Consider the following 24,254-nt stretch of genomic DNA (forward strand, 5'->3'; position numbering starts at 1 on the left):
GGGTTTTCCCTCTCACTCCTAAGTATCGGCATCTCCGACACGTCCGTTAAGCATTTTTTTAGGATTTGTATAGATTAATACTACAAATTCGCCCTTTTCAGGGAATTTCAGGGATTCGAGGGCCTCCGTCGGCTCTATTTTCAGGATTTCCTCATGGATTTTGGTCAATTCCCTCCCTAAAAGAATAGGAGAATTCGGAAAAATTTCCCGGATCGCCGACAATGTATCCCTAATCCTATGAACGGATTCGAAGATGGTAAGCACACCTTCGAAGTTTTCCCATTCCTTGAGTTGGTTCCTTTTTTTACCCTTCTTCTCGGATAAGAAGCCTAAAAAGAGAGAAGGTTGCACCTGCCATCCTGAAACGGAAAGCATAGAGGTGAGTGCGCTTGCTCCTGGTATTGGAATAATTGGGAGCTTCTCTTCTCTTAAGATCCGAACTAGCTGGGAGCCTGGATCTGAGACTCCGGGAGTTCCTGCATCCGAGACCAAGGCCAAAGTTTTTCCCGATTTTAGATCTTCTATAATACCTTTATAAGGTTCAGCGCCTTGGTCTTTATATAATGTCCTAGCCTGGGTGGAAATTTCGTAGGTTTGCAAAAGCCTTCTGCTATGAGAAGAATTTTCGCAATAGATTACATCCACCTGCTTGAGTACTTGCACCGCTCTGAAAGTGATATCTTCTAAATTTCCAATGGGAGTGGCGACTACGTAAGCTGCTCCTGGTTGGACAATAAATTTAGAATTAGGAGCTTCGATCATAGATTGCAACCCGGCGGAGATTCTCCCGCAGGGCAGGCGCAACCTGTGGCCGCGTTTCCTTTGGTGCAAGGATTACATACGGTTCCGACAGGACAAAGAGATTGTGTAGAAGTAGAGCAGCTCGCCGTTGTGCACGCAGTTGGATTACAACTTGTATTGGTTCCACAATGATCCGGATAAATGGAACTACACCTTGTGACCGGAGTGGACATATTAGAGGTGATGCCTGTATTCAGTAACGCTCTTAATGTGAAAGTGTATACCTCACATTTTTGGAACATCTGTACTGGAGAGAACGGCTGAAAATTTTCGATTCCTTGGGTTACTACATTAGAAGTAGAAGCTTGGATCGCCAATTGAGGAAAAGAAGGTTGGACCCCATTTTCTAAATACAGATTTGCGTTATTAGTCGTTTCACCTGCAGATGGGATGGCGAAAGTAATATAAAGATTATAACCTACGAACTGAGGTTCCATATTGGTGATATAATACTTCAGGTCATACTCAGGCTTATGAGTATCTATATTATCATATTTAGCCGTGATGGAAAAGATTTGGGGAACTCCGACTGGAGTTAGGAACACAAAGGGAGATTGGGTCACCTCAGTATTCGTTCCACAAGAGGCGAAAAACAAAAAAAACGAGAATAAAACCGCCTGAACGGCAGGGGTTTTTAGGTTGCCCGTCTTTAGGGTATGTTGGATTCTAAATTTACAACCCACAAGGATAGAATTCGACCTTGGAGTGGTCTTACAACTAAAAAACTGGGGCTTCCTCATCGTGACTAGAGTTCGAACATTATTAATTTCCGTAGTTTTTATCGTAGTATTCATTTTCTTACTAGTGATCTTATTTTGGACCGACGACGACAAATCAGACTCCAGAAATAAACAAAGCGAAGCGGAAGCACTTGCAAGCGTTTTCGGCGGAGGAATGGGAGCTAATTCGGGACGCTCCGGTTACGGAAAAACGGGTGCAGATCCTTCCTTATTCGATTCCAATTCCGATTTTTACAAGGCGGGAAAAGCGGAGTATCGCGAACCGGAAGTAGGGGAACCTTCGTCCGAAAATAAACCTGGAGCTCCCGCTGCCGATTCGGATAACCCGGTAAACCCTCAAACTGGAAAACCTTATACAAATGAGGAGATGGAAAGATTCGCTCAACTTAAGGAAAAGTTTCCGAATAACTCACTTCTTCCAAGTAAGATGACCCCTGCGGAAAAAGAGCAGAGAAAAGTTTTCGAACAAAGAGTTTCCGAAGCAACCCGTGCCGTCTTAAGTCGGACAGCATCCAAGGAACAAACAGTAACATATTATGATTATATGGAAAAACAATCCAAGGATAGATTGGAGATCGTAAAATACTTGGTCGATCTCCAAAAAGGATCCGGAGATCCGGAACAAGAGAAGAAGTTAGAGACCATCCAGCAGACAATGATCCAACAATTGGAGCAGGTGCAAAAGGATAAGCAAAGGGCTTACGAACAAGCCGGATTGTAAGACACAGAGTGGGGGAGAGTCTCAGGGTTATTTTCACACAGAGGCACAAAGACGCGGAATGTGAAAAAATCCTAGAACGAAATTTCACTCAGGATCGGAAAACGGAAACTGGATTTAGGGTCTAAGCCGTATTCATCCAAATGGAAAGAAGGTGGGAGCCTTTCTCTTTTCCATTGGCTTGCTGAGAATAATTTTAAAAATTTCTTTTTACCTTCTTCCGCTTCTTGTGCGTTAGGCCATTCCTGGGACTCTAAAAGATTGTCAGGGGATTTTCCGAGATATACAAAATTCCTTTCTAATTTTTGGAGGAGAGGGTAAGGCATTAGATCTTTCTCATCCTCTTGTTTTTCGGAAAGCGGTTTTAGTTCGGCGGTTGGTTTAGAATGAACGATATCTTCCAAAGCGTTTATTTTAGGCAGAATAATATCCTTTCCTTCGTGAACATTCTTTAGCCAAGAAAGTATGAATTCCTTACTCACACCGGTGAGAGGAGCAACGGAACCGGAAGAGTCCCCATCCATCGTAGTATATCCTACGCTTGCCTCACTTCTATTTCCTGTGGAAAGAAGAAGATGTCCATTTAGGTTTGCAAGCAACCAGACGAGAGGAGATCTGACCCTAGCCTGTATATTTTGAAGTGCAAGATTATGATCTTTCCAATTCGGGACAATACCTTTCACAGAGGAAATTTTGTCTAACATCGATCTTACTTCTGAATCAACAGTAATCTCTGCGTGAGTAAAACCTAATTCTTCCGAAAGTTGTTTGGCGGAATTTTTGGTTTGTTCCGAATTGTTTTCCGTTCCCTGAAAAAGTGTGTATAATAGATTTTTAGGATCGAGACCTAAGGATCCTAAAAATTTAGGACCAAGTTCCTTTTCGGAGAATAGGATTGCTGCTTTTACAAGAAGCGCACAAGTGGCGCTGTCCGCTCCTCCTGAAAGAGATAACGTATATCCTTTTGTTTTGGATTTGATCAGATAATCGAATAAACCGAGAGAGGTCGCCCTGGTAAAATCTTGGAATAGATCCGACTCTGAGACTCGGACGGAAGTGTCAGAATTCTTTTGGACCTTTAGAGGAAGTATCTCAATTCTTTGTAGGCCTTTTCCTCTGGATCTGAATTCTTTTGTGCCGGAGGATCTAAAATTTCTTGCTCGATTGGATCTGAGTTCGGACGAATTCAGATCCAAATGGCTACTTTCGAAATCTGTAAAGTGAAGTCTCGGGCCTTCTTGTTTTACGCTCCCATCCAGGATGCCCATACATCCGCCTTCAAAGATCAAACGGCCTGACTCGTTCCCGTTCAAGTTTGCATAAAGAATTGCAGTGGAAGAACTACGGGAAGATTCGGAGAACATTTTTTTACGGATTTCTTGTTTTCCCAGAGCGAAGTGAGAAGCTCCCGGGGAAAGAATTAGATCGGCTCCCGCTTCTACCAGGTATTGTCCAGGTCTTGTTTGGACCCAGGAATCCTCACAAATCTCTATTCCAAAATTGAAATCGGGGCTTTCAAAAAGTAAGGAACCGAAAGGAAGTTCAGATCCGTCAGGGGTGATCGTATAATTTCTGGATTCTTCTCCCTTTGTGAACCATCTGTTTTCGTAATGGACGCCTGTTTGTGCTAGGTTTTGTTTTGGGACAAGGCCAAGGATTTTGCCGTTCTGCAAAACTGCAGACACATTGAATAAATAAGGGCTCTGGAAAAATGGAAGGCCTACAATGACCGTTTTGCCCGAGGTTACTTTTGCGATCTCTAAAAGGCTTTTCCAGGATTGTTCCCAGACCCAAGGAAAATAAAAAGTGTCCTCACAACCGTAGCCGGAAATGCAGAGTTCCGGAAAAAGGATCAAAGAAGAATTTTCGTTGGCTTGAATGGCGGCCAGGATCTTTTCTCTATTTCCCTTAAAATCCAAGGCGGTCGTTTTTAAACTTACTGCGGTGCAACGGTAGAAGGACATTTCCTTCCTAGTATCCTAATATCGGGAGTTATAGAAAAGGATTTTTTGTTTTGGAGTCACAGAGTAAGTAGAGACGCAGGGTTAATTTTCACACAGAGTCACGGAGGCACAAAGGGAAAGGTAATTAGGGTAGGGTTATTGTGGAGAGTAGCGGATGTTGGAACTCTATTACAAAAACCTCTGTGTCTTCGCGTCTCCGCGTGCCTAAAAATTTATATAGCTCACATTTTCACGCAGAGACACGGAGCCGCAGAGGGGGAAAGTTTGAATAAGGGTAGATTTGTAAGATTGTTGGAATTCCAACAAGGGATAGTATTAATTGTAGGAGCTCCTACAACACTAAAACTCTCCGTGACTTTTTGCCTCTGTGTGCCTAACCCTTTCTTCCGATCTCCCAATAAATCCTTTCTGCCGCCCCTCTGCCTGTTTCTACAAATTGGCGATTGGAAAAACGGATGGCCTCTTTTCTTTCGGAGTTTAGTTGCAATATTTCTAAAACATCTTCTTTGTTCTGGATAATGAACAATCCGCCTCTATGATTCAGTTCGATCGCTTCCGGAGCGTGTGTAATTTTTGGTCCACTCAAAAGTGGGAGTCCAAAGTAGGCAGGCTCTAATACATTATGCACTCTATTGTGTAATGCTCCTCCTACATAAGCAAAATCGGCGGCACGATATGCATGGGCTAAGATCCCAAGAACATCGAATAAGATGACTCTGGAAGAAATGGAATCGAACTCTGTCCTAGAATACAAAGTGTAATCCGACGTAAATCTTTTGATTTCGGATTCTAACTGAGTGATCCTTGCCGGGTCAGTCTTATGAGGGAAAATCCAAAATGCAGTGTTTTGAAGAGAAGTTTCTTGCAAAAGTGGAAGAAGCAATTTTTCGCAAGGCTCATAAGTAGAGGCGAGTAAAAACACCTGAGAGAATGGATAATTTTGGGGTCTTTTAAATTCTCTTTGGCTTGTTTCTATTTTTTGGATTACCGAATCAAATCTGGAATCTCCAAGTGTTTTGATAAATTTGTCCTCTCCCAGTAATTCTTTAAACTTATCTTCTCCGGAAGAATGAGAAGTGAGAATTTTATCGAATAGAGAAAAAGCCGCCTTATAAAATTTCCTTTTTAAAAATCCTTTTGGGGAAGTGATGACTGCGGAAGCGAGGACAGTTTGGATCCTTCTTTTTTTAGCCGCTAAAAGTAAATTAGGCCAACGATCCCAAGCCAAACATACTATAACTTGAGGGGAAAATTTATCTAAGATAAAATCGTAACTCCAAGGAAAGTCCAAAGGGAGACGAAATTTAAGATCCGCCGGAAATGCCTCAAGACTTGAATCTCTGACTGAATCGGAAAATACGCTTTGGAGAATAAAAGTTTCCGGTTCCTTCTTCTTATATACTTGAGCAAGCGCCTTACATTGGTCCAGTTCTCCCACCGACGCTGCGTGCAGCCAGATAACTTTTTGTGCCTTGGGAGCAAAAGGGTAAGAGAGTATTCTTTTTTTATCTTCGTTTCTGGACCGGATAAAATTTTTTGCACCTGGAACGATCAGTGAGAAAACGAAAATCCAGGGCCAAAGAAGGATCGTCAAAATCCGATACGTTATTAGCATAGTGGTATGAGATCTCCTCTTTTTGTATTCGACCTAATGGATACCCTGATCCAGGACCCGTTCCATTTGGCCTTAAAAGAACTTTTGCCCAGAGAACATTGGGAAGATTTTAAGAACGGTCGGGAAAAGCAAGCCTTCTTAGATTTCGAAATGGGAAGAATCGAAGAAGAGGATTTTTTCCGGAGATTTTATTTGGATTCTCATAGGGATAAGGGACTTCCACATCCAAAAGATCTAAAGGAAAAGATGTTTTCCAAGATCAATCCTATTCCAGAAACTTTAGAGATCGTAAAAAGTTTAAGATCCAAAGGTTTTTCAGTAATCCTCGCGAGCAATTATTCGATTTGGTATAAAGAAGTTATGAAATTCCCAGAGATAGGAGAAATTTTACATTCTCTGGATGCTTTGTATTTTTCCTGTGAAATGGGCGTTAGAAAACCCGCCCAAGAATATTACCAATGGATAGAGACTGATTTCCCTGGAAAAGATTATGTATTCATCGACGATAATCCGACCAATGTGGAAGTTGCCGGTTATATGAATTGGAATGCCTTTAAGTTTAATCCTAAAAAACCGGGAGAGCTAAAAGAATTCCTTACAGAGCAGTACCCCAATTGTCTTTGACTTCCGCACCGGGATAAGATTCTTCTCTGCTATCGATCAATATTCCCAAGCGGTCCATATAAAAATAAAATTCACCTTTGGGTTGAAAAGGGTTCGGTTTGATCCGGATGGAAACAAGCTCCAAAGGAAAACGAAGAGATTGGTTCAGCCTGATATTTTTTGCAGGAACCGCAATTTGGGTCTCTATTCTTTTCCAACCGTCGAATTTCAGATCTCCTAACTCCAGAACGATCTCTTTGGATTTTTTCTGATGAAATACCAACTCCAAAACCACGTTATGATTATTGGAATATGCCCAGAAAAACACTCTTGTTGGAATTCCAATAGGCAGTCGGATCGGTTCCTTTGGTCTGATCTCTAAATGTTCATGTTTCGGATTTTCGAAGAATGTTTGGACCATCATGGATCTGTATTCTTCTTTAGGAGATGCCTTATATAATTCTCTTTCTTTGGAGAATGCTTGGGAGTCCGGCACTTGTGCCACGTAATCTATCCTGTTTAAGAAAGAAACTCCTCTATACACTTCCCAAGGCCTTTCTCCTTCGAACGAATCTACTAGAAAAAGATTGTAATGCTTCCAATCGGTTAGTACTTTTTCTAATTGAAGGACTCTGCTTGCCTCGTCTTGGTCTCTTTTGACTGGAGGCGCCCAGGTCGGTTTTGGAAGGATCCATAAACTTAGGCAAAAACAGAATAGAACGGTCCGGATCACTCTAGATCTTTCGGTAGATTTTATAGATCTCCTAATAAGAACCCCGGTTTTTTGCCGAATTCCGGTGTTTTCCGGACCGATAATTCTAAAAGGTATTTTATGAACCGGGATATTCTCAAGATCCTACTCAGCGGACTTCTCATCCTATTACTTGGATCTCTCGCATTTTATTTATATGTGGAGAGGGATCGGATTGCCGCTTGGTACAAGGACAAAAATCTCCAAGTAGAGGAGAAGTCCCAGCCAGAGAGGACTATTCTAACTCCGGAAGAAGTACCAGACGGAAAAGATCTATCTTCTCCCAGCCAAAACTTCGACTCCGATTTTTCCAAACCTAAAGATTCAGTTACCGAACCTTCTTCCCAACCTTTGCCTAAGGACTATGAGGTTCCAGGTTTAGGAAAGGAGAAGAAAGAATCACTCTCCGCCAAAACTGACGATAAGCCGGAGACAAAGGTTACTGAAAGCGCTGATCTTCCCAAAAGAGAAGAAATGGATCGCCCAAGAACGAAACAAAGAGACGAAAGTTTAGTTGAATACGACGACGGCCCTAAACCGAAAAAAGAAAAACGTCATTCTAAAAAGTACAAGAAAAGAAGAACGGCACATTCCTCCGTAAATGCTAAGATCAGTTCTTTGGAAAAAAGAGTAGGCCGTCTAGAAAAAAAGTTAGGAATGAAAAACGGATCTCCTAAAAAAAAGAGTAAGATCTCTTTACGCAAAAGAGTGGAAATCCTAGAACAAGAAGTTTCCGGTCTGAAAAATAAGTCCAAGGCCGAGTAGGCGTGGGTGTCTCAGAGAATTATAGATCCATAGTACATGAATTGGAGTCCCTGAAACCGGTGGGAACTCCAACATTGATCGCAGTTTCGAAATTCCAGCCTAAAGAAAAAGTACAAGAAGCGATTTCCGGCGGAGTGATCCATTTCGGAGAAAATAGAGTCCAAGAAGGGATAGAAAAATTTTCCGACTTGGGAAAACCGGAAAAAGATTTTATACTACATCATATAGGTCCCGTTCAATCCTCTCATATCCGAAAGTATGCAGGACTTTATTCTTTCGTGCATGGAGTAGGTTCCCAAAAAGTTTTAGAAGAATTGAAAAGAAGAATGGACCAGGATCGATGGCTAATACGCTACTTCCTGCAAGTCAACTTAACAAAAGAAGATTCAAAATCGGGATTTTCGAAAGAAGAAGTTTTGGAACTTCTTCGCAAAAAAGAAAGTCTCAGCTCTGAGTTTTGTTTGCTGGAAGGATTTATGACAATGGGTCCAAGTTCGGGAGATCCGGAAGGAACTCGCAAAGTGTTTAGAGAGATTGCAAACTTGCGAAAAGAATTTTACCCGCAAGGAAAACTATCCATGGGAATGTCAGGCGACTACAGGATTGCGTTGGAAGAAGGCAGCGATTATCTTAGGATTGGGACCGCAATATTCGGAGAAAGAACATGAAATACAATAAAATAGGTATTATAGGCTGCGGTAATATGGGAGGAGCGATATTTCGTTCTCTCTTATCTAGAAAAATGGATGTGATCGGTTACGATCCTTATCTAGATCCAAAAAAAGCGGAAGGAATGGTTTTGGAAAACGATTGGTCGCAATTCCAAAAGAAAGCGGACATTCTCATCTTAGCGGTAAAACCGGCAGAGGTTTCTAAAACACTTAGATCCTTAGAGGCACCGAAAGCAATCCTTTCCGTTGCGGCAGGTATAGACACAAAGATACTATCTTCTTCCGCGCCTGCAGGGTCTAAGGTGGTCCGTATCATGCCGAATCTCCCCATTCTTGTTGGAAAGGGCGCTTTGGGTTACTACGGAGATAAGGAATTATACGAAAGTCTGAAAGAAATCTTCTCTCCTATCTCTTACTGTTTGGAACTTTCTAAAGAAGAACTAGTCGATGCGGTTACTGGACTCTCCGGTTCGGGGCCTGCCTATGTACTTAGGTTTATCCAAAGTTTGGCAGAAGGTGGAGTTGCCTCCGGTTTGACATACTCTCAAGCATTACAGCTCTCCATACAAACCGTGATAGGCGGTGCCGAATTACTTGCAAAAGAATTGGAAAAGGATCCTGATACTCATCCGGAAGTTTTGAAAAATAAAGTAACGTCTCCAGGCGGAACAACGATAGCGGGTTTGGAAGAGTTGGAGAAGAATAAGTTCCCGTATGCAGTTATCTCGGCAGTGAAAAGAGCAACGGAACGTTCTAAAGAGCTTGGAAACTAAATAGAAAGGATTAGCAAATAAGAGATTTGTTTCTTTTTTATCAGGAAAGAGTAGAAAAGGTAGAAATTAAACGTCTCTTTGTCTACTTTTGAGGATAATGATTTGATGTAAAACGCTCTAGCGCGGACAGGATTCGAACCTGTGACCTTTGGGTTATGAGCCCAACGAGCTACCGGCTGCTCCACCGCGCGGCGTCTAAAACCATGTTTCCTTAACCCAGGCTGAAAGTCAAATGAAAAACCAAAAAGAGTTTGATTTCCCCGAGGAAAGCTTTTTGATGCTACTACCTCTTGCGGATCGACTTCACGGAAAATGTTCAAAGTCCGTAGGCGAAGAAACGGATTAGCGAAATAAATTATCTTTTCAATTTTGTATTGGGAGATTCCACAGTTGATCGGAAAAGACAATGATCCATTGATGATCGAATATTATGAGAAGAAGATCTATGATCAGAAACAACTTCTCGAGATCAGTAAGGCTCTTAATTCCACACTGGATTATAAGTATCTAATTGATGCTATTTTAAATATTTGTTTAGCTCAATTGCAAACATTGAGCGCGGCTATCTTTTTAGCACCGGAAGCCGACTCCAATTATTTCGAATTAGAACCTAGCTTTAAAGGATTCGATCTTGCAGAAGACGATGCGGGCTTCAAGATCAAAACGGATGCACCTTTGGTTACTTTTTTAGAGACCAAACTAAAAGCAATGACTCCGGATCAGATCGAAGAGTCCATGGGCTTAAGTCCTGAGCTAGAATTTTTAAGAAGGATAGGCGGAGACCTGATCATTCCTTTGAACGCAAAAGGAAAAGTGAACGGGCTACTTCTTTTGGGTGAAAAGATCACCATGGGAGAATGGATGGAAGAGGACAGAGACTTCCTCACCACTCTCTCTACGCTTGCAGGAATTGCAGTGGAGAACTCCCGTCTTTACGAGCTGGCTACCGTCGATATGATGACCGGTTTGAAAGTGCATCACTACTTCCAAACCAAATTGAAAGAAGAGATGGAACGTTGTCGTAAAAAAAGAACGAATCTTGCTCTTCTGTTCACCGATGTGGACAACTTTAAAAAGTTCAACGATACTCATGGGCACCAAGCAGGGGACCAGGTATTGATCGAAGTTGCTGCGAGACTGATCCAATGTGCGGGCAAACATGATATTGCTGCCAGATATGGTGGAGAGGAATTCTGTTTAGTAATGCCTGGAGCCGACTTAAAGCGAGGCTTTGAAATGGGAGAACGTTTGAGAAAAGCGGTAGAAGCTGCTTCTATCCCGAATCCGAACGGAGGTCCTGATTTTCAGGTCACTCTTTCTATAGGAGTTTCCGAGTTTTGGTCAAGCGATCGAAACAATAAGGATCTGATAGAAAGGGCGGATAAGGCACTTTACGAGGCAAAACACTCAGGTAAAAACAGGACTGTTTCCTTCCAAATCCCGGTCCAGAACTAGTTTTTTCTAATTTTCTTGGGTATTTCTGGCTTATCGAATTCTAAAATTCGACCGAAATCTCTAGCATGGAAAAACAACTTGAGCTGGACCATTATTATATCAGCCAGATCGAAGAGGCGGAGCTCGGAAAACGTATCCGTAACCGTGCTTTAGGAAGAGAAGAGTTCGATTTTTCTCCGTATTCCTGCTTTATAGAGTATAAGGCAAAGGATGCCCAAACTGGAATAGAATATAGGGACTGTGTGATCGATTATACTCGTTGTCCAAATTCCCGTTGTATCAAAAAGCTACTATAATCCAAAGAGCGAACTCTTTAGAGTTCGCTCTTCCAAATTTTTTCCCATTAAAAAAGAATCGATTTTTTCCTCAAATTTGAAATCCTAATCGGGTTTTAGAACATTCTCGATGTTTTTTCTTCCGAATCGTACATTCAAAAAAAGAACTATTCTTTCCAGGATCATCCTTGGGACATTCTTCTTTTACGTAGCTGGATGTACTACTTTCGATTTTCGGAATTTATTCTCAGGTTATATCCGCTATGAAAAAGAAGCAGGAGGGATCTGGATCAGACTTCCTTTAAAGGAAGTGGACCATCTTCCCGTAATTTACCTTTCTTTGGATAAGGATAGGGAACCTCTTAGGTTCTTGATTGATACCGGCGCGTTTGTTTCTTTTCTTTCGGAAGATCATATCCCTGAAAATTCTCCTAAAAGAGTTTTGAGCGCAAGTTTTCCAGGAGGCTCCGTCCAGTCAGTTCGAAGAACCATCAAAAACGATCTATTCATCGGAGGGATCCGTCCATTCGAATCCGTGGAATTTTATTCTCATGTCTTCCCTAAAGAACTGAGGGTGGACGGCATTTTAGGAATGAATGCATTCTTAGGTTCAGTCGTTGTTCTGGATTTGCCGGATAGAATTTCTCTTTGGAGATCTTCTACCTCCAGTCCAGCTCCGGGTTTTTTGGAAGAAAATTTATTTCCGATGTTTTTGAAGTCTGGCCAACCTTCTGCGGTACTTCTTCGTCCGCCAGGGACCAGAAAAGAATCTTGGATCTTGGACACAGGAGCGGAATACAGCGTTTTAGATTGGGATACGATCAAGTCGGATCATCCTACGGAATATGTGGAAGGAAAGGAAGCCACAGTATTCAACTTTGGCGGAGGAAGACTTCAGGCTAAGATCAGAACACTTCGGCCTTTTTGTCCTGTTTTCGTAAAAAACGATTCCGAAGGGATTGGCTTCTGCACTCCTGAATTAGAGGTATTTCCGGGAGGTATACCGCCGGACGCTTTACATTCCGACCACCGAAGAGGAATCGTCGGGATACTTGGTCGGAATTGGATGGAAAACTATCGAATTCTTTTGGACACAAAAAGGAGTCTTATTGGTATAGTAGGAAAGGAATTGGTCCCAGGAAATGAGTAAAGGTAAGATCATAGTAGCAATGAGTGGAGGGGTGGACAGTGCAGTCACCGCAGGCCTACTCATGGAACAAGGTTACGAAGTGATCGGTGTCAACCTGCGTACCTGGGAATATGAAGCCCCTGCCTGCGATACCACTAAAAAATCCTGCTGTTCTCCAGAAGATATAAGGGACGCGAGAGACGTCGGTCTTTCTTTGAATATCCCTTTTTATGTGATCAAGATGGAGAAACTTTTCCAAGAGAAGGTCATAGACAGATTTGTAAACGACTACAAGGAAGGAAAGACCCCGAATCCTTGTGTGGAATGCAATACTTTCGTGAAATTCGGAGCATTATTCGAAAAGGCGAAAGCATTAGGAATTGATAAAATAGCAACCGGGCATTATGCGAATATCGTCGAGATAGACGGAAGATATGCAGTATCTAACGCCCAGGACATGAATAAAAACCAGGCATATTATCTATACGGATTGTCCCAAGAAAATCTGAAAAATACGGTTTTTCCTTTGGGCGGAATGACCAAACCTGAGGTGAGAGAGATCGCGCGTAAGATGGGATTGCCTGTCGCTGAAAAAGCGGAATCCCAAGAAATCTGTTTTATTCCTGAAAACGATTACAGAAAGTTTTTGGCTAAGAAAAATATTAACTTTACTCCAGGATTTTTCAAATTACAGAATGGGCAGGTAGTAGGAGAACATTCCGGAAAAGAGAACTTCACCATAGGGCAAAGAAAAGGTTTAGGTATAGCTTGGAAGGCGCCACTCTATGTGATCTCCATACAAGACGATGGAACAGTTGTTTTAGCCGAAGAGAGACAAACCTTTGTGGAATCTTTTATCGTAGAAGATCTAAATTTGCAAGCCTGGGCTCCCGTTTTAGGAACGGAAAGTTCTGAATGTAGAGTGCAAGTTAGATATCGTTCTCGTCCGATCAAAGCAAAAGTAATACGTAACGAAAACTTTATACAAGTATTTCCTTTGGAAGAAGTAAAAGGAGTGGCCCCCGGTCAATCAGCAGTATTCTATCCGAACGATTCGGATTATTTACTCGCAGGAGGGATCATCCGAAAAGGAAGTGTAACCACCTACGAGAAATCGGATCTTACTATATTAGAAAAATCGGAACTAGGAGTAAGCGTTCTTCCGTGAGTAAAAAAATCGCAGGAAAAACGATCCTGATCATTGGCGGAGGACTTTTACAAGTCCCGATCATCCAAACGGCAAAAACAATGCTTCTTAGGACTGTGGTGGCGGATATGAATCCGGAAGCGCCCGGTCTGAAAATTTGCGACCTTCCTCTCGTCATGTCCACTAAGGACATAGAAGGAATGGTGAGAGAAGCCAAAAAATTATCCACTACCACTAAGATAGACGGGGTCATCACAGCAGGAACGGATGCGAGTATGACGGTTGCCGCAGTGGCTAACGCATTAGATCTTCCGGGGATCCGTTTCGTCGATGCGGAAGCCGCTTCGAATAAAGTAAAAATGAGAGAGCGCCTGAAAAAAGCAGGCGTTCCTATTCCAGGGTTTGCTCCCGTATGGAGTATCCAAGATACACGTGACGCGTTGGAATTCCTACAATTCCCTTTGGTAATGAAACCTGCGGACAATATGGGCGCTCGCGGGGTAGTAAAAGTAAATAATAGGGAAGAACTACAGGCCGCATTTAAACATGCCAAAAAATATTCTCCTACTGGCGAGATGATCTTAGAAGAATATATGCCTGGTCCTGAAGTTTCCGTGGATGCTCTTGCATGGGACGGTAAATTTATGATCACCGGCCTTGCGGATCGTATCATAGAAAGAGAACCTTATTTTATAGAGATGGGCCATAATATGCCTTCTGCTCTTTCCTCTGAGATACAAAAAGAAATAGAAGATGTGATGTTCCGAGGTATGCAAGCGCTCGGGATCAGAAGGGGTGCAGGTAAGGGAGATATCAAAGTGACCCCTACCGGCGTGAAAGTGGGAGAGATAGCTGCAAGACTGTCCGGCGGTTTCATGTCAGCATTCACTTTTCCTTTATCCAGTGGGATCAATCTGAATCGAGCAGCAATACTCATCGCGCTCGGAGAAGAGCCTGATAATTTAGAGCCGTTATTTCATAGAGTCTCTATCGAGAGAGCATTACTCGCTCCTAAAGGAAAACTTCTTTCAATCGATGGGTTGGAAGAAGCGAAAAAGATAGAAGGTGTAACGGATATTTATTTATTGCACAAAGTTGGAGATATCATTCCGGAGCCCACGAACAATATTGAAAAAACGGGACATGTAATCATCTCTGCGGAAAATTTAAGCCAAGCAGAGAGTATATTCTCCAAAGTATTAAAAACGATCAAATTCACTTGCGACGAGTTATATTCCATTTCCGAAAAAGAAATTGCCGCGAATGCAAGGGCTCGTTTCGGAAAAGAGATCTGTTGGGTCTGTAAGGTTTGTGATGGAACGGATTGTGCCTCCGGTGTGCCTGGAATGGGCGGCGTCGGAAGAATGCTCAGCTTCCAAGACAATACCAAGGCATTAGAAGAATATTCCATTCTCCCCAGATATATCCGAGACAATGTGCAGGCAAATACTGAGAGCCAATTTTTAGGACAGAAATTATCCACTTCTTTTATGTGTGCGCCTATGACGGGTGCGATCACAAATATGAGCGGGGCCATGGATGAGTATACTTTGGCCGCCGTATTATTGGAAGGGTGTTTGGCTTCCGGCACCTTAGCATGGTTAGGCGATGGTGCAAGCCCCGAAAAATATCTGATCATTTTGGAAGCTCTAAAAAAATTCAACGGCAAAGGTATACTGATCTGCAAACCTCGGGAAGATGAAGGACTCATTAAGGAAAGATTTCAAGAAGCGGAGGCTCAGGGAGTTCTTGCGCTTGGAATGGATATAGATGCGGTGAATTTCAAAACTCTGGTCCAGAAAAAGATCCCATCTATAACAAGAGGAGTCGATGCTCTTTCTAAAATACGCTCTTATACAAAACTTCCTTTTATCTTAAAAGGTGTAATGAGTCCGGAAGATGCGATCCTTGCTAGAGAATCGGGAGCGGATGCGATCGTTGTTTCCAACCATGGAGGCAGAGTGTTGGACGATATGCCAGGGACAGCAAGAGTTCTTCCTATGATCCGAGAGGCATTGGGTCCCGATTTCCCGATCTCTGTGGATGGTGGAGTGAGAAGCGGAGCGGATGTTTTCAAAATGCATGCATTAGGTGCAAACAATGTTCTGATCGGAAGACCTTTGGCGATCTCCGCGGTGGGTGGAGGAGTGGCAGGAGTCCGTTTTTTAGTGGGCCAATATACGGAAGGTTTGGCACAAGCAATGAACACTGTAGGCGTTTCTAAAATTTCCGAGATTAGGAAAGAATTTATTTTCAGAAAAAAAGAGGAAACTTCCTCTTAAAATCTCGCTTGGATTTTTCTTTTTGCCCGACTTTTGATATAATTCCGATAAAGGTGTCCGGCCATCCCCTTAACGTATTAGTAGAATATAATGCAAAATGTAGATTTATATTCCTGGTTGGAATTCCCACAAAAGTAAAAGGAATGATCTGGAAAATTCCTCGGAACTAGTAAATTCCTTTCCCTAAACAAGGGAGCCGTTAAACTCGGATTCCTTGTTAAAGGCCGAGGGATTCCTTTAGGAGGAAAGTTTGGACAGGACAGTCAAAGAAACAGAGGCTCTGACTAAAATCCTCCAAACATTGTTTGCGAGACTGCCTGTTTCCGTGGAAATAAAGAACAGGTCCTATCCGGCAAAAATCGTAGGGATCAAAGACGGTCTCTATCTTCTGGCTTCTCTACCCGGAAAATCGGATGGGGAGAAAACCAGGATATTATTTCTTACACATAATAATCACTTTTTCCATGGTGTTTTTACCGTTGTCCAAAGAAACGAGGGAAACGGTTTAGAACTGCTTAGGATCCAGGCCGTAAAGGTCAGCGAGGCGAAGCGTGCCCAGGGCAGGGTGGAGCTGGAGAATGGAGGTGAACCGATTATACTCACCAATATTATCAATCAACTCCACTTAAGGCGTTCATTAGGTTTTATTGATAAAATAGTTGAGAACATCCTTCAGAAACATTCCAAAAAAATGAAGGAAACTTATCCTGATTCTTTGATCTATTTTTCCGATCGAATGGATAACCGTCTTAGGATCATGTACAACTTCGAACAGTCTATCTTTGTTACCAATCGTACGGAAAGAAGTTCCGGCGGAGCGGGGCAAAATTTTGTGCCGATCGAAGAATATCTAAAACTTCTCGCATTGAATAAGATAGAATCCAGATTTATTTCCGAAATTTCAGTTTTAATACGTTATAAAAATTATACTCCTCTCGGATATGTTCAGGTTTTATCGGACAGGCCATTAGATACGGAAGATTATAATAAGATCACTTTATTCGCAGCTGCTATCTCCAGAGATGTGATCGCTTCCGGATTCTTCCAAGAATCCAAGGAAAGATGTATCGCAGAAGATATAAGCAGAAGCGGACTTGGGTTCTTCCATCCACAATCCATTTTCTTTTCCAGAAGTTTTGCCGTGGGAGAGATATTGTTATTCGATCTGCAGATGAACCAAGAGTTGAGAGGAACATATCGCGCCGTTATCCGAAATATTACGAACACCGACAAGATGTTCCGTATCGGTTTACAATTCTTTAACTTAAATTCTAAAGAAGAAGAGATGTTGAATCAATTCGTGGATTCTAGATTAGGACCGGGGGAAGGTTCCCAAGCTCCGGAATCGAGTGTGCAAGGATCGGGTCCACCATCCGAAGAAACGGTCGGAGCTATCGAGGGATCTGCTCCGGAAATGGAAACTGTTTCGGAAGAAGTTCCGGATATGGGTTTCGAAGGAGAAGAAGAGTCTGTCTAATTCTCCTACACAGGAAGGCCTCAAAACTAAGATCGGAAAGGAAGACGCCGGTTCCAGGCTGGATGTGTTTCTCGCTTCCAGATTTACATATCAATCCAGGTCCAATTGGAGAAAAATATTAGAAGAAGGTAAAATACTTGTACAAGGAAAACCTGTAAAACCTTCTTATCCGATCAAAGAAGGGGATGAGATACTATATCTTCCCGGAGAAAGTTTCGAGCCACCCGTTCAAACCGACTTTAAAATTTTATACGAAGACTCTCGTTATATCGCAGTAGAAAAACCGGGAGACATTCCAATTCACAGCGCAGGAAGATATAGAAAGAATAATCTTACGGATCTATTAGAGGAAGATCCCCGTTTTGAAAAAATTTATACCATTCACAGATTAGATAGAGAAACTTCCGGAGTGGTGGTCTTTGGGAAGGATTCGGAGGCCGCTTCCAGAATGGCCGATCTATTTTCTAAAAGAAAAGTAAATAAAACATACATCTCTTATGTTTGGGGAAATTTTCCTACCCGTCTTAGTGCGAAAGGGTTTTTGGTATCGGATACTTCTTCTTTGATCCGTAAAAAAAGAAAATTTCTAGCTGAAGGCTCTTTTCAAAAATTAGAAACTCCGGACGAGAATTCCGAAACAAGCGAAACCAATTTTAGAAAAATCGGAGAGGGTAAGCTTCATGGAATTCCATTTTCCAAAATATATTGTTTCCCGAAGACAGGAAGACTTCACCAAATCAGGGCTACATTGTATTCTTTGGGATTTCCTTTACTTGGGGATAAAATTTACGGCAAGGACGAAAGTGTATTTCTGGAATTTATAGAAGGAAAAGATCCGGATTTGGCTTCGAAACTTGGGATGGATCGACAAGCCTTACATTCCAGTTCACTTAAATTCATTCATCCGTTTACCGGGAAAAAGATTAAGATCAGATCCGATTTGCCGAAGGATTTTCCGGAATGAACGATAAACCGGGATTTTGGATCTCTTTTTTTCCTCTCGGATTTTTGATCCTCTCTTTAAGCACCGCGGGGTATTTATTCGGAAGCGGAATTGCAGAAGGACCTGCCCAAATTTTATTATTCAGTGCCGGTGCGATCTCTGCAGGAATTTCCAGACTTAGAGGAATTTCTTGGGAAAGGATAGAAGATACAGTTTTAGATTCTCTGCGAAACGTTCTTCAGCCAATACTCATTTTACTTTTAATCGGCGCTTTAATTGGGATTTGGATCCGCTCCGGTATTGTTCCTGCGCTCATCGTATGGGGATTGGAACTATTAAAGCCGGAGATATTTTTACCTTCCGCACTCATCTTATCTTCAATCGTTTCCTTAGCAACTGGAAGTTCTTGGTCCACTGTCGGGACTATCGGAGTCGCTTTGATTGGAGTAGGAGCGGGACTTGGAAAACCATTGGGAATGGTGGCTGGGGCAGTTGTTTCAGGAGCTTACTTCGGGGATAAACTTTCTCCCTTTTCGGAGACTACGAATCTCGCATCTTCTATTACCGGAGTTTCACTTTTATCACATATCCGTAATATGGCCAGGACTACTTTACCGGCGTTCGGGATTTGTCTTTTGGCGTTCGGACTTTTGGGTTGGGGAACCAACCAAGGGCAGACAGAAACCGCAACGGGACCAGTTATCGCCGCGCTCAAGGCCGAATTTCATATTTCCTGGGTTTTACTTTTTCCACCATTACTTACTTTTTTTCTGATCTACTTTAGAATTTCTGCAATTCCTTCCATTTTTATAGGCGTCTTAAGCGGAGGGGTTTGTTTCGTATTGACCCAGTCCAATATATATGCAAATTCTTTAAACTTCCAAGATGCAGCTTCCTCGGTTTTCCGAAATTTGGTCTCCGCCGCCTCCGAAGGTACAAAGGTCAAAACAGGGCATACAATCGTAGATGGATTATTGTCGAGGGGCGGAATGTCCTCTATGCTTTCCACAGTTTGGCTCATTATCTCCGCTATGTTTTACGCGGGGATCATGGAAGGAGGCGGGATGACCCAAGTTTTAGCGGAGAAAGTTTTAAACTGGGCCAAGGCAAGAGGTTCACTGTTTGCAGCTACGGTTTTTACCTGTATAGGGACAAATCTATTCTGTGCGGACCAGTATCTTGCGATTGTAGTCCCAGGCAAAATGTTCAAAGAGGCGTATTCCAGAAAAGGATTGGATCCTAGAAACCTGTCCCGTTGTCTGGAGGATTCGGGGACAATGACATCTGCATTAGTTCCTTGGAATTCCTGCGGCTCCTTTATGGCGACAGCATTGGGAGTTCCTACACTAGTGTATCTTCCTTACGCATTTTTAAATTTACTTTCTCCTTTGCTTTCCTTACTCACCGGATGGACAGGTTGGGGGTTGGCTGGAAAAGAGCTGGAATCTAAAAAAGAGTTATCCTAAACTCTTTTTAGCTTTTAAGAAGAACCAGGTTTCTATAACATTTGCTCGATTATAAATCATAGAAAAATGCTTGTGTCATCACAGCGATATGCGAAAATAATAAAAAGTGAGCAAAAGCTCACATTTTAAAAAGGGCATGTCTCGGCTGAAATTCCGAGATACTTCGAATATGAAGAGAGGAGTTCCGATGCCTAAATTCCATTTAAAAGATAGGTATGTTTCCCTTATAGGACTATTGGTCCTGGGGATTTTGATGGGAGCCTTCGCTTCTTCTTGCAGTAGCAAAGAAGGGGAGACGACGGAAGGTTTTGCTCATGTGGTAATGGTGGATAATGCATTTTCTCCCCCTATGCAAAAGATTCCAATCGGCGGTCAGATCGAATTTATAAATTCAGGGGCCAACCCTCATAATGCGATCGCAGTAGATAAGTCTTGGTCTACCGAAAAAAGTTACGGTAATATCGTGATGCCAAGGGGCGCAAAGGTAAAGATCACTTATCCTAAGGAAGGTGTTTTTCCCTATTATTGCAGCTTTCACGCTTCTCCCGACGGCAAAAGCGGAATGGTAGGAGATATCGTAGTAGGTAATGCTGCTTATAATCCTGCAGCAAGAGCAGGTAAGGATTGGAAAGTCGCTGAAAAATTTTCCGGAACCACTCGTAAGGTCCCACAAATGTATCCGACTATCCAAAACGCAGTGGATGCAGCCGCTCCTGGCGATCTTATACTCATCGACGAAGGCGTATACTACGAAGAAGTCGTGGTAACTACTCCTTCTATTACCTTAAGAGGAACGGATAGGAACAAAGTAATCTTAGACGGTCAGTTCCAAAGAGCGAACGGTGTGATCGTAGTGGGCGCAAACGGTGTTGCGGTAGAGAACATGACCGCAAGAAACGCCACCTTAAACGGTTTCTTTTGGACGGGTGTAAAAGGGTATAGAGGTTCTTACATCACCGCTTACAATAACGGAGACTATGGGATCTATGCCTTCGATTCAATTAACGGAGTATTAGAACATTCTTATGCTTCCGGATCTCCTGACGCAGGGATCTACGTAGGACAGTGTTATCCTTGTAAATCGATCCTTTATGACGTTATCTCCGAGAATAGCGCCTTAGGTTATTCCGGAACGAATGCTGGGGGAGAATTATATATCCTCAGTTCCATCTGGAGGAATAACATAGTAGGTTTAGGGCCGAATTCCCTGGATAGGGAACTTCTTCCTCCGGAAAGAGAAACGTATATCATCGGGAATTTAATCTACGATAATAATAACTTAACCGCGCCGATCAAACCATTGGAGTATCCTACCTACGGAACCGGGATATTGATCGCCGGAGGTTTACATAACGTTATCAAGAATAATGTGGTTATCGGACATGATAACTACGGGATCGCGATCTTTCCTAACCTGGACGAAAATTTCTGGTTCTCCCATAAGAACGTTGTGGAAGGGAATATAGTTCATTCTTCCGGTTTTGGGGATTTGACTCTTGCAGGACCGATCAGCATCGGCAACTGTTTCTCCGATAACAAATACCAGACCTCAATTCCGCCTTTATTAGAAAAAACGAATTCTTGCGCTTCGGGGATCAGATTCCCTATGGGTGGAGAACTTTTTTCGGCGTATAATGCACTCTCTCTGATGGTGGATGCTACTCACGGAAATTATCCGAGCGGGGATTGGAAGAACCAGCCGGTTCCTCCACCTCAAACGAATATGCCTGGCGGAGTTGCAGCGCAGGTAAAACCTGCTATCCATCCTTTCGAAGATTTCGGTTTGGATTTGGACAAAGTAAAACTTCCGGAAGAAGCTGCTAAAATTCTCGCGGAAAGAAAGCCTAAATTCGGCGACGTTCTGGGCGGATTCTCGGTTCCAAAACCTTTGGACATTCAGATCGTGTTATTCCGTTGGTTCGGATATTTACTTCCGCTTCTTCTTTACGTATGTTTGGTCAGCTTGAGTGTTTATGACCTGGTTTCCAAATCAGGAACAAGCATCGGCAAATACGTTTGGTTGGCGTTCGTTTCCTTAGTGCCGTATATCGGAGGAGGGGCTTACCTTCTTTCGGGCAAATCTTTTTATCCTAAATACCTGAGATTCACTCTTGTATTTGCGGGGTTCGGAGCTTCCTTAGCCTTCATTCTCTACCTTGCATTTACCATCGTAGGGAACGTCGGAGAGGGTTGATCTCGGGAAATTAGATAAATTAGAATTTTAGAATATTATAAGGAGTTTTTATGGAAACTACTCAATTTTACGATCCAGGATTTTTTACCTTACTTTTCAACTTTTACGGATACTATATTTTCTACATTTTATTCGCTCTATGGGCGCCTTTAGCTCTGATAGATTTGTCTAAAAGGGAAGATGTGGACGCCAAGAAAGGAAGTTTATGGACTGCTGCCATCATTCTTGTTCCTTTATTCGGGGCGGGAGCTTATCATATAGTCGGCGGTTCTAAAATACCTTCTTGGGCAAAGAACAGCCTTGTGTATGGTGGGATCGGTCTTTTGATTTTAACACTCTTGATCTCCACTATCGCAAGATTCTAATAGACGGAAAAGTAATATGAATCGGAAGGATTTCCTTCGTTGGTTAGGAATAGGCGGTGCCGGACTCGCAGCCGGAACCGGGATCGCCGGAATTACCTCGGGCAAAAAAGAGGATCCGCTTTGTAGGACCGGATCTTCCGTTCTTGGGCAGACATCTTCTTCGCCGAATCCTTCTATCCGACTACCAGGATCTATAGGTGGGAATTCCTACGGAAGTATGATCCATCCTCCTATGTTCGCAGACTCTGCGTTCTTATCTAGGATGGAATTACATTCTAACATACCTCAGGCTCCTTCCGGCTCTAAGTTCAGCTCAGAGATTAATATTATAGAAATGCCATTAACTGTGGCTCATAATACTGTCGTGGATGCCTGGACCTTCGACGGTGTTGTTCCTGGCAAGGTGATCCGTGCAAGACTTGGCCAGGAGATGGAACTTCTTTTTAGAAATCACTCCAATCATCCTCACTCAGTCCATTTTCACGGTACTCATGATCCTCAGCAGGATGGTTGGGAACCTATCGCTCCGGGTGCAGAAAAAATATACAAGATCACTGCAGGTCCGATCGGTTTTCATCCTTATCATTGCCATGTTCCTCCTTTAGCAAGCCATATGTCCAAAGGTTTGTATGGGGGATTCATAGTGGATCCTCCCGGTGGGAGACCTCCTGCGTTAGAGTTTATGTTAATACTTGCAGGTTGGGATCTAAACGAGTCTGGAAGAAACGATATATATGCTTGGAATGGGATCGCAGGATTTTACGATCGTTTTCCGATCAAAGTCCCTGTAGGAAAAAAGGTAAGACTGTATATCGCAAATATGACTGAACATGATCCGATAGCTTCTTTTCATCTTCATTCTCAAACGTTCGATGTATATAGGACTGGAACCAAATTGGTGCCTGACGAACATACCGACGTGATCACACTCGGCCAGACGGAAAGAGCGATTGTGGAATTTACTCTTACCAAACGAGGAAGATACATGTTCCATCCTCACCAAACACATATGGCGGATCGAGGAGCAATGGGTTGGATAGTGGCAGTATGAATTTTTTAAAATCGAATTATAAAAATATAATTTATTCTCTTTTGATCCTTGGGGTCGGCTTCGGTGTCGGATATTATATGAAGAAAAAACCTTCTTCTAAATTCGCCTCGGAAGCTCCGGTAGCGGAATGGAAAACGGCAATCCTAAAGGATACGGAAGGAAGATCCGTCCACCCGGCGGAACTGCCCGGGAATTTGTTCGTAGTTTATTTCGGATTCTCTCATTGTCCCGATATGTGTCCTATGGCATTGAACGATATAGAGAACGCATTTACATCCTTAAAAGAAGATTCTAAAAATGTCACTCCCGTCTTTATCACTATCGATCCTGAAAGGGACACCCCGGAAGTATTAAGAAAATATATCTCTCATTTTCCCGGAAAAGAGCTCGTAGCTTTGACCGGCGGAAAGGACCAGATAGGAGAATTGCAGAAAGGATTCGGAGTGTTCTCTCAGAAGACGCAAAATCCGCAAGCGAGTGGAGAATATGGAATGGATCATACTCTCTTCATTTATTTGGTAGATAAAACCGGAAATGTCTTAAGAGCCTATCCGACTGGGATCAAGGGAGAGGAACTTGCAAAAGAGATCAAGGAGCTCTTATGATCTTTTAAAACGTTCTGCGTTTACCGTGAGCTCTGCACGATATTATTCTTTATCATAAAAAGCGAATACAACTGCGAGGATCACCAGAAAGAAGCTTACTGCGTGATTCCATTTCATTTTTTCCTTTAAAACTAAAATTGCAAATCCCACAAAAATGGTGATAGTTATAACTTCCTGTAGTATCTTGAGTTGGAAACCGCTTAAGCCATCTTCCGCATAACCGATCCGATTAGCAGGGACCATAAGGCAATATTCTAAAAAAGCAATTCCCCAAGAGATCAGAATAGTCTTCCAGATCGGAACATCCTTCCAAAACTTCAAATGACCGTACCAAGCAAAGGTCATGAATAAATTGGAAAGTGTAAGTAATAGAAAAGTCCTCATAAATCCAGGAAATTCGAAAGTAAGAATGGAGGCAAAAAAAAACCGGACCAAAAGCCCGGTTTACAAGTAAGGATTTGCTG

General features: G+C 42.6%; 23 protein-coding genes and 1 tRNA gene. 17 read left to right on the forward strand and 7 right to left on the reverse strand.

The genetic code is table 11. The annotated features are described in order from the left end of the window. Positions 1–18: 18 nt before the first annotated feature. Positions 19–762: a 16S rRNA (cytidine(1402)-2'-O)-methyltransferase gene (gene rsmI / locus LEP1GSC185_RS16860; RefSeq protein ID WP_008592768.1), complete on the reverse strand. Its 744-nt coding sequence runs from the start codon at positions 760–762 to the stop codon at positions 19–21. Then, positions 759–1,484 (reverse strand): LIC11073 family putative lipoprotein, encoded by a 726-nt coding sequence (locus tag LEP1GSC185_RS16865; RefSeq protein WP_008592216.1) that lies wholly within the window; start codon positions 1,482–1,484, stop codon positions 759–761. Before LEP1GSC185_RS16865 ends, rsmI begins: the two co-directional genes overlap by 4 nt. Positions 1,485–1,542: 58 nt before the next feature. Between LEP1GSC185_RS16865 and LEP1GSC185_RS16870 the strand changes: the two genes are divergently transcribed. Further along, positions 1,543–2,262: an LIC_20245 family lipoprotein gene (locus LEP1GSC185_RS16870; RefSeq protein ID WP_024864052.1), complete on the forward strand. Its 720-nt coding sequence runs from the start codon at positions 1,543–1,545 to the stop codon at positions 2,260–2,262. 71 nt (positions 2,263–2,333) lie between these two features. Here the strand turns inward: LEP1GSC185_RS16870 and nadE are convergent, their stop codons facing one another. Both nadE and LEP1GSC185_RS16880 read right to left on the reverse strand, forming a co-directional pair. Further along, complete coding sequence (gene nadE / locus LEP1GSC185_RS16875) at positions 2,334–4,223, reverse strand: NAD(+) synthase (protein ID WP_008592313.1); 1,890 nt, start codon at positions 4,221–4,223, stop codon at positions 2,334–2,336. Between the two features lie 373 nt (positions 4,224–4,596). Next, positions 4,597–5,838: a 3-deoxy-D-manno-octulosonic acid transferase gene (locus LEP1GSC185_RS16880; RefSeq protein WP_008592703.1), complete on the reverse strand. Its 1,242-nt coding sequence runs from the start codon at positions 5,836–5,838 to the stop codon at positions 4,597–4,599. 6 nt (positions 5,839–5,844) lie between these two features. On the opposite strand from LEP1GSC185_RS16880, the gene LEP1GSC185_RS16885 reads away from it, so the two are divergent. Next, positions 5,845–6,462, forward strand: a complete 618-nt coding sequence (locus LEP1GSC185_RS16885; protein WP_008593034.1) for an HAD family hydrolase — start codon at positions 5,845–5,847, stop codon at positions 6,460–6,462. Here LEP1GSC185_RS16885 and LEP1GSC185_RS16890 read toward each other — a convergent pair. Next, positions 6,434–7,174, reverse strand: coding sequence for a flagellar filament outer layer protein FlaA (locus LEP1GSC185_RS16890; protein WP_008592566.1), 741 nt, complete (start codon positions 7,172–7,174; stop codon positions 6,434–6,436). The genes LEP1GSC185_RS16885 and LEP1GSC185_RS16890 overlap by 29 nt on opposite strands. Before the next feature lie 99 nt (positions 7,175–7,273). Here LEP1GSC185_RS16890 and LEP1GSC185_RS16895 point away from each other — a divergent pair, with 99 nt between their 5' ends. From LEP1GSC185_RS16895 to proC, 3 genes are read left to right on the forward strand one after another with little or no spacing between them, the layout of a single operon-like run. Continuing rightward, on the forward strand, positions 7,274–7,957 hold the full coding sequence (locus LEP1GSC185_RS16895) for a hypothetical protein (protein ID WP_232298459.1): 684 nt from the start codon (positions 7,274–7,276) through the stop codon (positions 7,955–7,957). 2 nt (positions 7,958–7,959) lie between these two features. Next, a complete protein-coding gene (locus LEP1GSC185_RS16900; RefSeq protein WP_008592194.1) occupies positions 7,960–8,625 on the forward strand; it encodes a YggS family pyridoxal phosphate-dependent enzyme in 666 nt (221 codons plus the stop codon). Beyond that, the gene (gene proC, locus LEP1GSC185_RS16905) at positions 8,622–9,401 is read left to right on the forward strand and encodes a pyrroline-5-carboxylate reductase (RefSeq protein WP_008592456.1); all 780 of its coding nucleotides are present in this window, start codon (positions 8,622–8,624) and stop codon (positions 9,399–9,401) included. The genes LEP1GSC185_RS16900 and proC overlap by 4 nt, the downstream gene beginning before the upstream one ends. A gap of 118 nt (positions 9,402–9,519) precedes the next feature. Here the strand turns inward: proC and LEP1GSC185_RS16910 are convergent. Further along, positions 9,520–9,592, reverse strand: a tRNA-Met gene (locus tag LEP1GSC185_RS16910). A gap of 199 nt (positions 9,593–9,791) precedes the next feature. Here LEP1GSC185_RS16910 and LEP1GSC185_RS16915 point away from each other — a divergent pair. The 12 genes from LEP1GSC185_RS16915 to LEP1GSC185_RS16970 all read left to right on the forward strand — a co-directional run bounded on the left by LEP1GSC185_RS16915 (position 9,792) and on the right by LEP1GSC185_RS16970 (position 23,790). Next, on the forward strand, positions 9,792–10,856 hold the full coding sequence (locus LEP1GSC185_RS16915) for a sensor domain-containing diguanylate cyclase (protein WP_008592708.1): 1,065 nt from the start codon (positions 9,792–9,794) through the stop codon (positions 10,854–10,856). A gap of 65 nt (positions 10,857–10,921) precedes the next feature. Continuing rightward, positions 10,922–11,152, forward strand: a complete 231-nt coding sequence (locus LEP1GSC185_RS16920) for a hypothetical protein (protein ID WP_008592549.1) — start codon at positions 10,922–10,924, stop codon at positions 11,150–11,152. A gap of 109 nt (positions 11,153–11,261) precedes the next feature. Next, on the forward strand, positions 11,262–12,281 hold the full coding sequence (locus LEP1GSC185_RS16925; RefSeq protein WP_008592541.1) for a retropepsin-like aspartic protease: 1,020 nt from the start codon (positions 11,262–11,264) through the stop codon (positions 12,279–12,281). Further along, positions 12,274–13,428, forward strand: coding sequence for a tRNA 2-thiouridine(34) synthase MnmA (gene mnmA, locus LEP1GSC185_RS16930; protein ID WP_008592783.1), 1,155 nt, complete (start codon positions 12,274–12,276; stop codon positions 13,426–13,428). The genes LEP1GSC185_RS16925 and mnmA overlap by 8 nt, the downstream gene beginning before the upstream one ends. Then, positions 13,398–15,689, forward strand: coding sequence for an alpha-hydroxy-acid oxidizing protein (locus tag LEP1GSC185_RS16935; RefSeq protein WP_302621678.1), 2,292 nt, complete (start codon positions 13,398–13,400; stop codon positions 15,687–15,689). Before mnmA ends, LEP1GSC185_RS16935 begins: the two co-directional genes overlap by 31 nt. 250 nt (positions 15,690–15,939) lie before the next feature. Next, positions 15,940–17,166 (forward strand): PilZ domain-containing protein, encoded by a 1,227-nt coding sequence (locus tag LEP1GSC185_RS16940; RefSeq protein WP_008592837.1) that lies wholly within the window; start codon positions 15,940–15,942, stop codon positions 17,164–17,166. 64 nt (positions 17,167–17,230) lie between these two features. Continuing rightward, positions 17,231–18,130, forward strand: coding sequence for an RluA family pseudouridine synthase (locus LEP1GSC185_RS16945; protein ID WP_008593006.1), 900 nt, complete (start codon positions 17,231–17,233; stop codon positions 18,128–18,130). Beyond that, positions 18,127–19,575, forward strand: coding sequence for a Na+/H+ antiporter NhaC (nhaC, locus tag LEP1GSC185_RS16950; RefSeq protein ID WP_008592899.1), 1,449 nt, complete (start codon positions 18,127–18,129; stop codon positions 19,573–19,575). Before LEP1GSC185_RS16945 ends, nhaC begins: the two co-directional genes overlap by 4 nt. 187 nt (positions 19,576–19,762) lie before the next feature. Beyond that, the gene (locus LEP1GSC185_RS16955; protein ID WP_008592311.1) at positions 19,763–21,769 is read left to right on the forward strand and encodes a plastocyanin/azurin family copper-binding protein; all 2,007 of its coding nucleotides are present in this window, start codon (positions 19,763–19,765) and stop codon (positions 21,767–21,769) included. A gap of 50 nt (positions 21,770–21,819) precedes the next feature. After that, positions 21,820–22,134: a phospholipase gene (locus LEP1GSC185_RS16960; protein WP_008592468.1), complete on the forward strand. Its 315-nt coding sequence runs from the start codon at positions 21,820–21,822 to the stop codon at positions 22,132–22,134. Between the two features lie 16 nt (positions 22,135–22,150). After that, positions 22,151–23,185 (forward strand): multicopper oxidase domain-containing protein, encoded by a 1,035-nt coding sequence (locus LEP1GSC185_RS16965; RefSeq protein ID WP_008592516.1) that lies wholly within the window; start codon positions 22,151–22,153, stop codon positions 23,183–23,185. Beyond that, the gene (locus LEP1GSC185_RS16970; RefSeq protein ID WP_008592658.1) at positions 23,182–23,790 is read left to right on the forward strand and encodes an SCO family protein; all 609 of its coding nucleotides are present in this window, start codon (positions 23,182–23,184) and stop codon (positions 23,788–23,790) included. Before LEP1GSC185_RS16965 ends, LEP1GSC185_RS16970 begins: the two co-directional genes overlap by 4 nt. Before the next feature lie 42 nt (positions 23,791–23,832). On the opposite strand, the gene LEP1GSC185_RS16975 is transcribed toward LEP1GSC185_RS16970, so the two are convergent. Further along, complete coding sequence (locus LEP1GSC185_RS16975) at positions 23,833–24,174, reverse strand: DMT family protein (protein WP_010515410.1); 342 nt, start codon at positions 24,172–24,174, stop codon at positions 23,833–23,835. Positions 24,175–24,254 lie beyond the last annotated feature (80 nt).

Source organism: Leptospira licerasiae serovar Varillal str. VAR 010, assembly GCF_000244755.1.
Lineage (GTDB): Bacteria > Spirochaetota > Leptospiria > Leptospirales > Leptospiraceae > Leptospira_B > Leptospira_B licerasiae.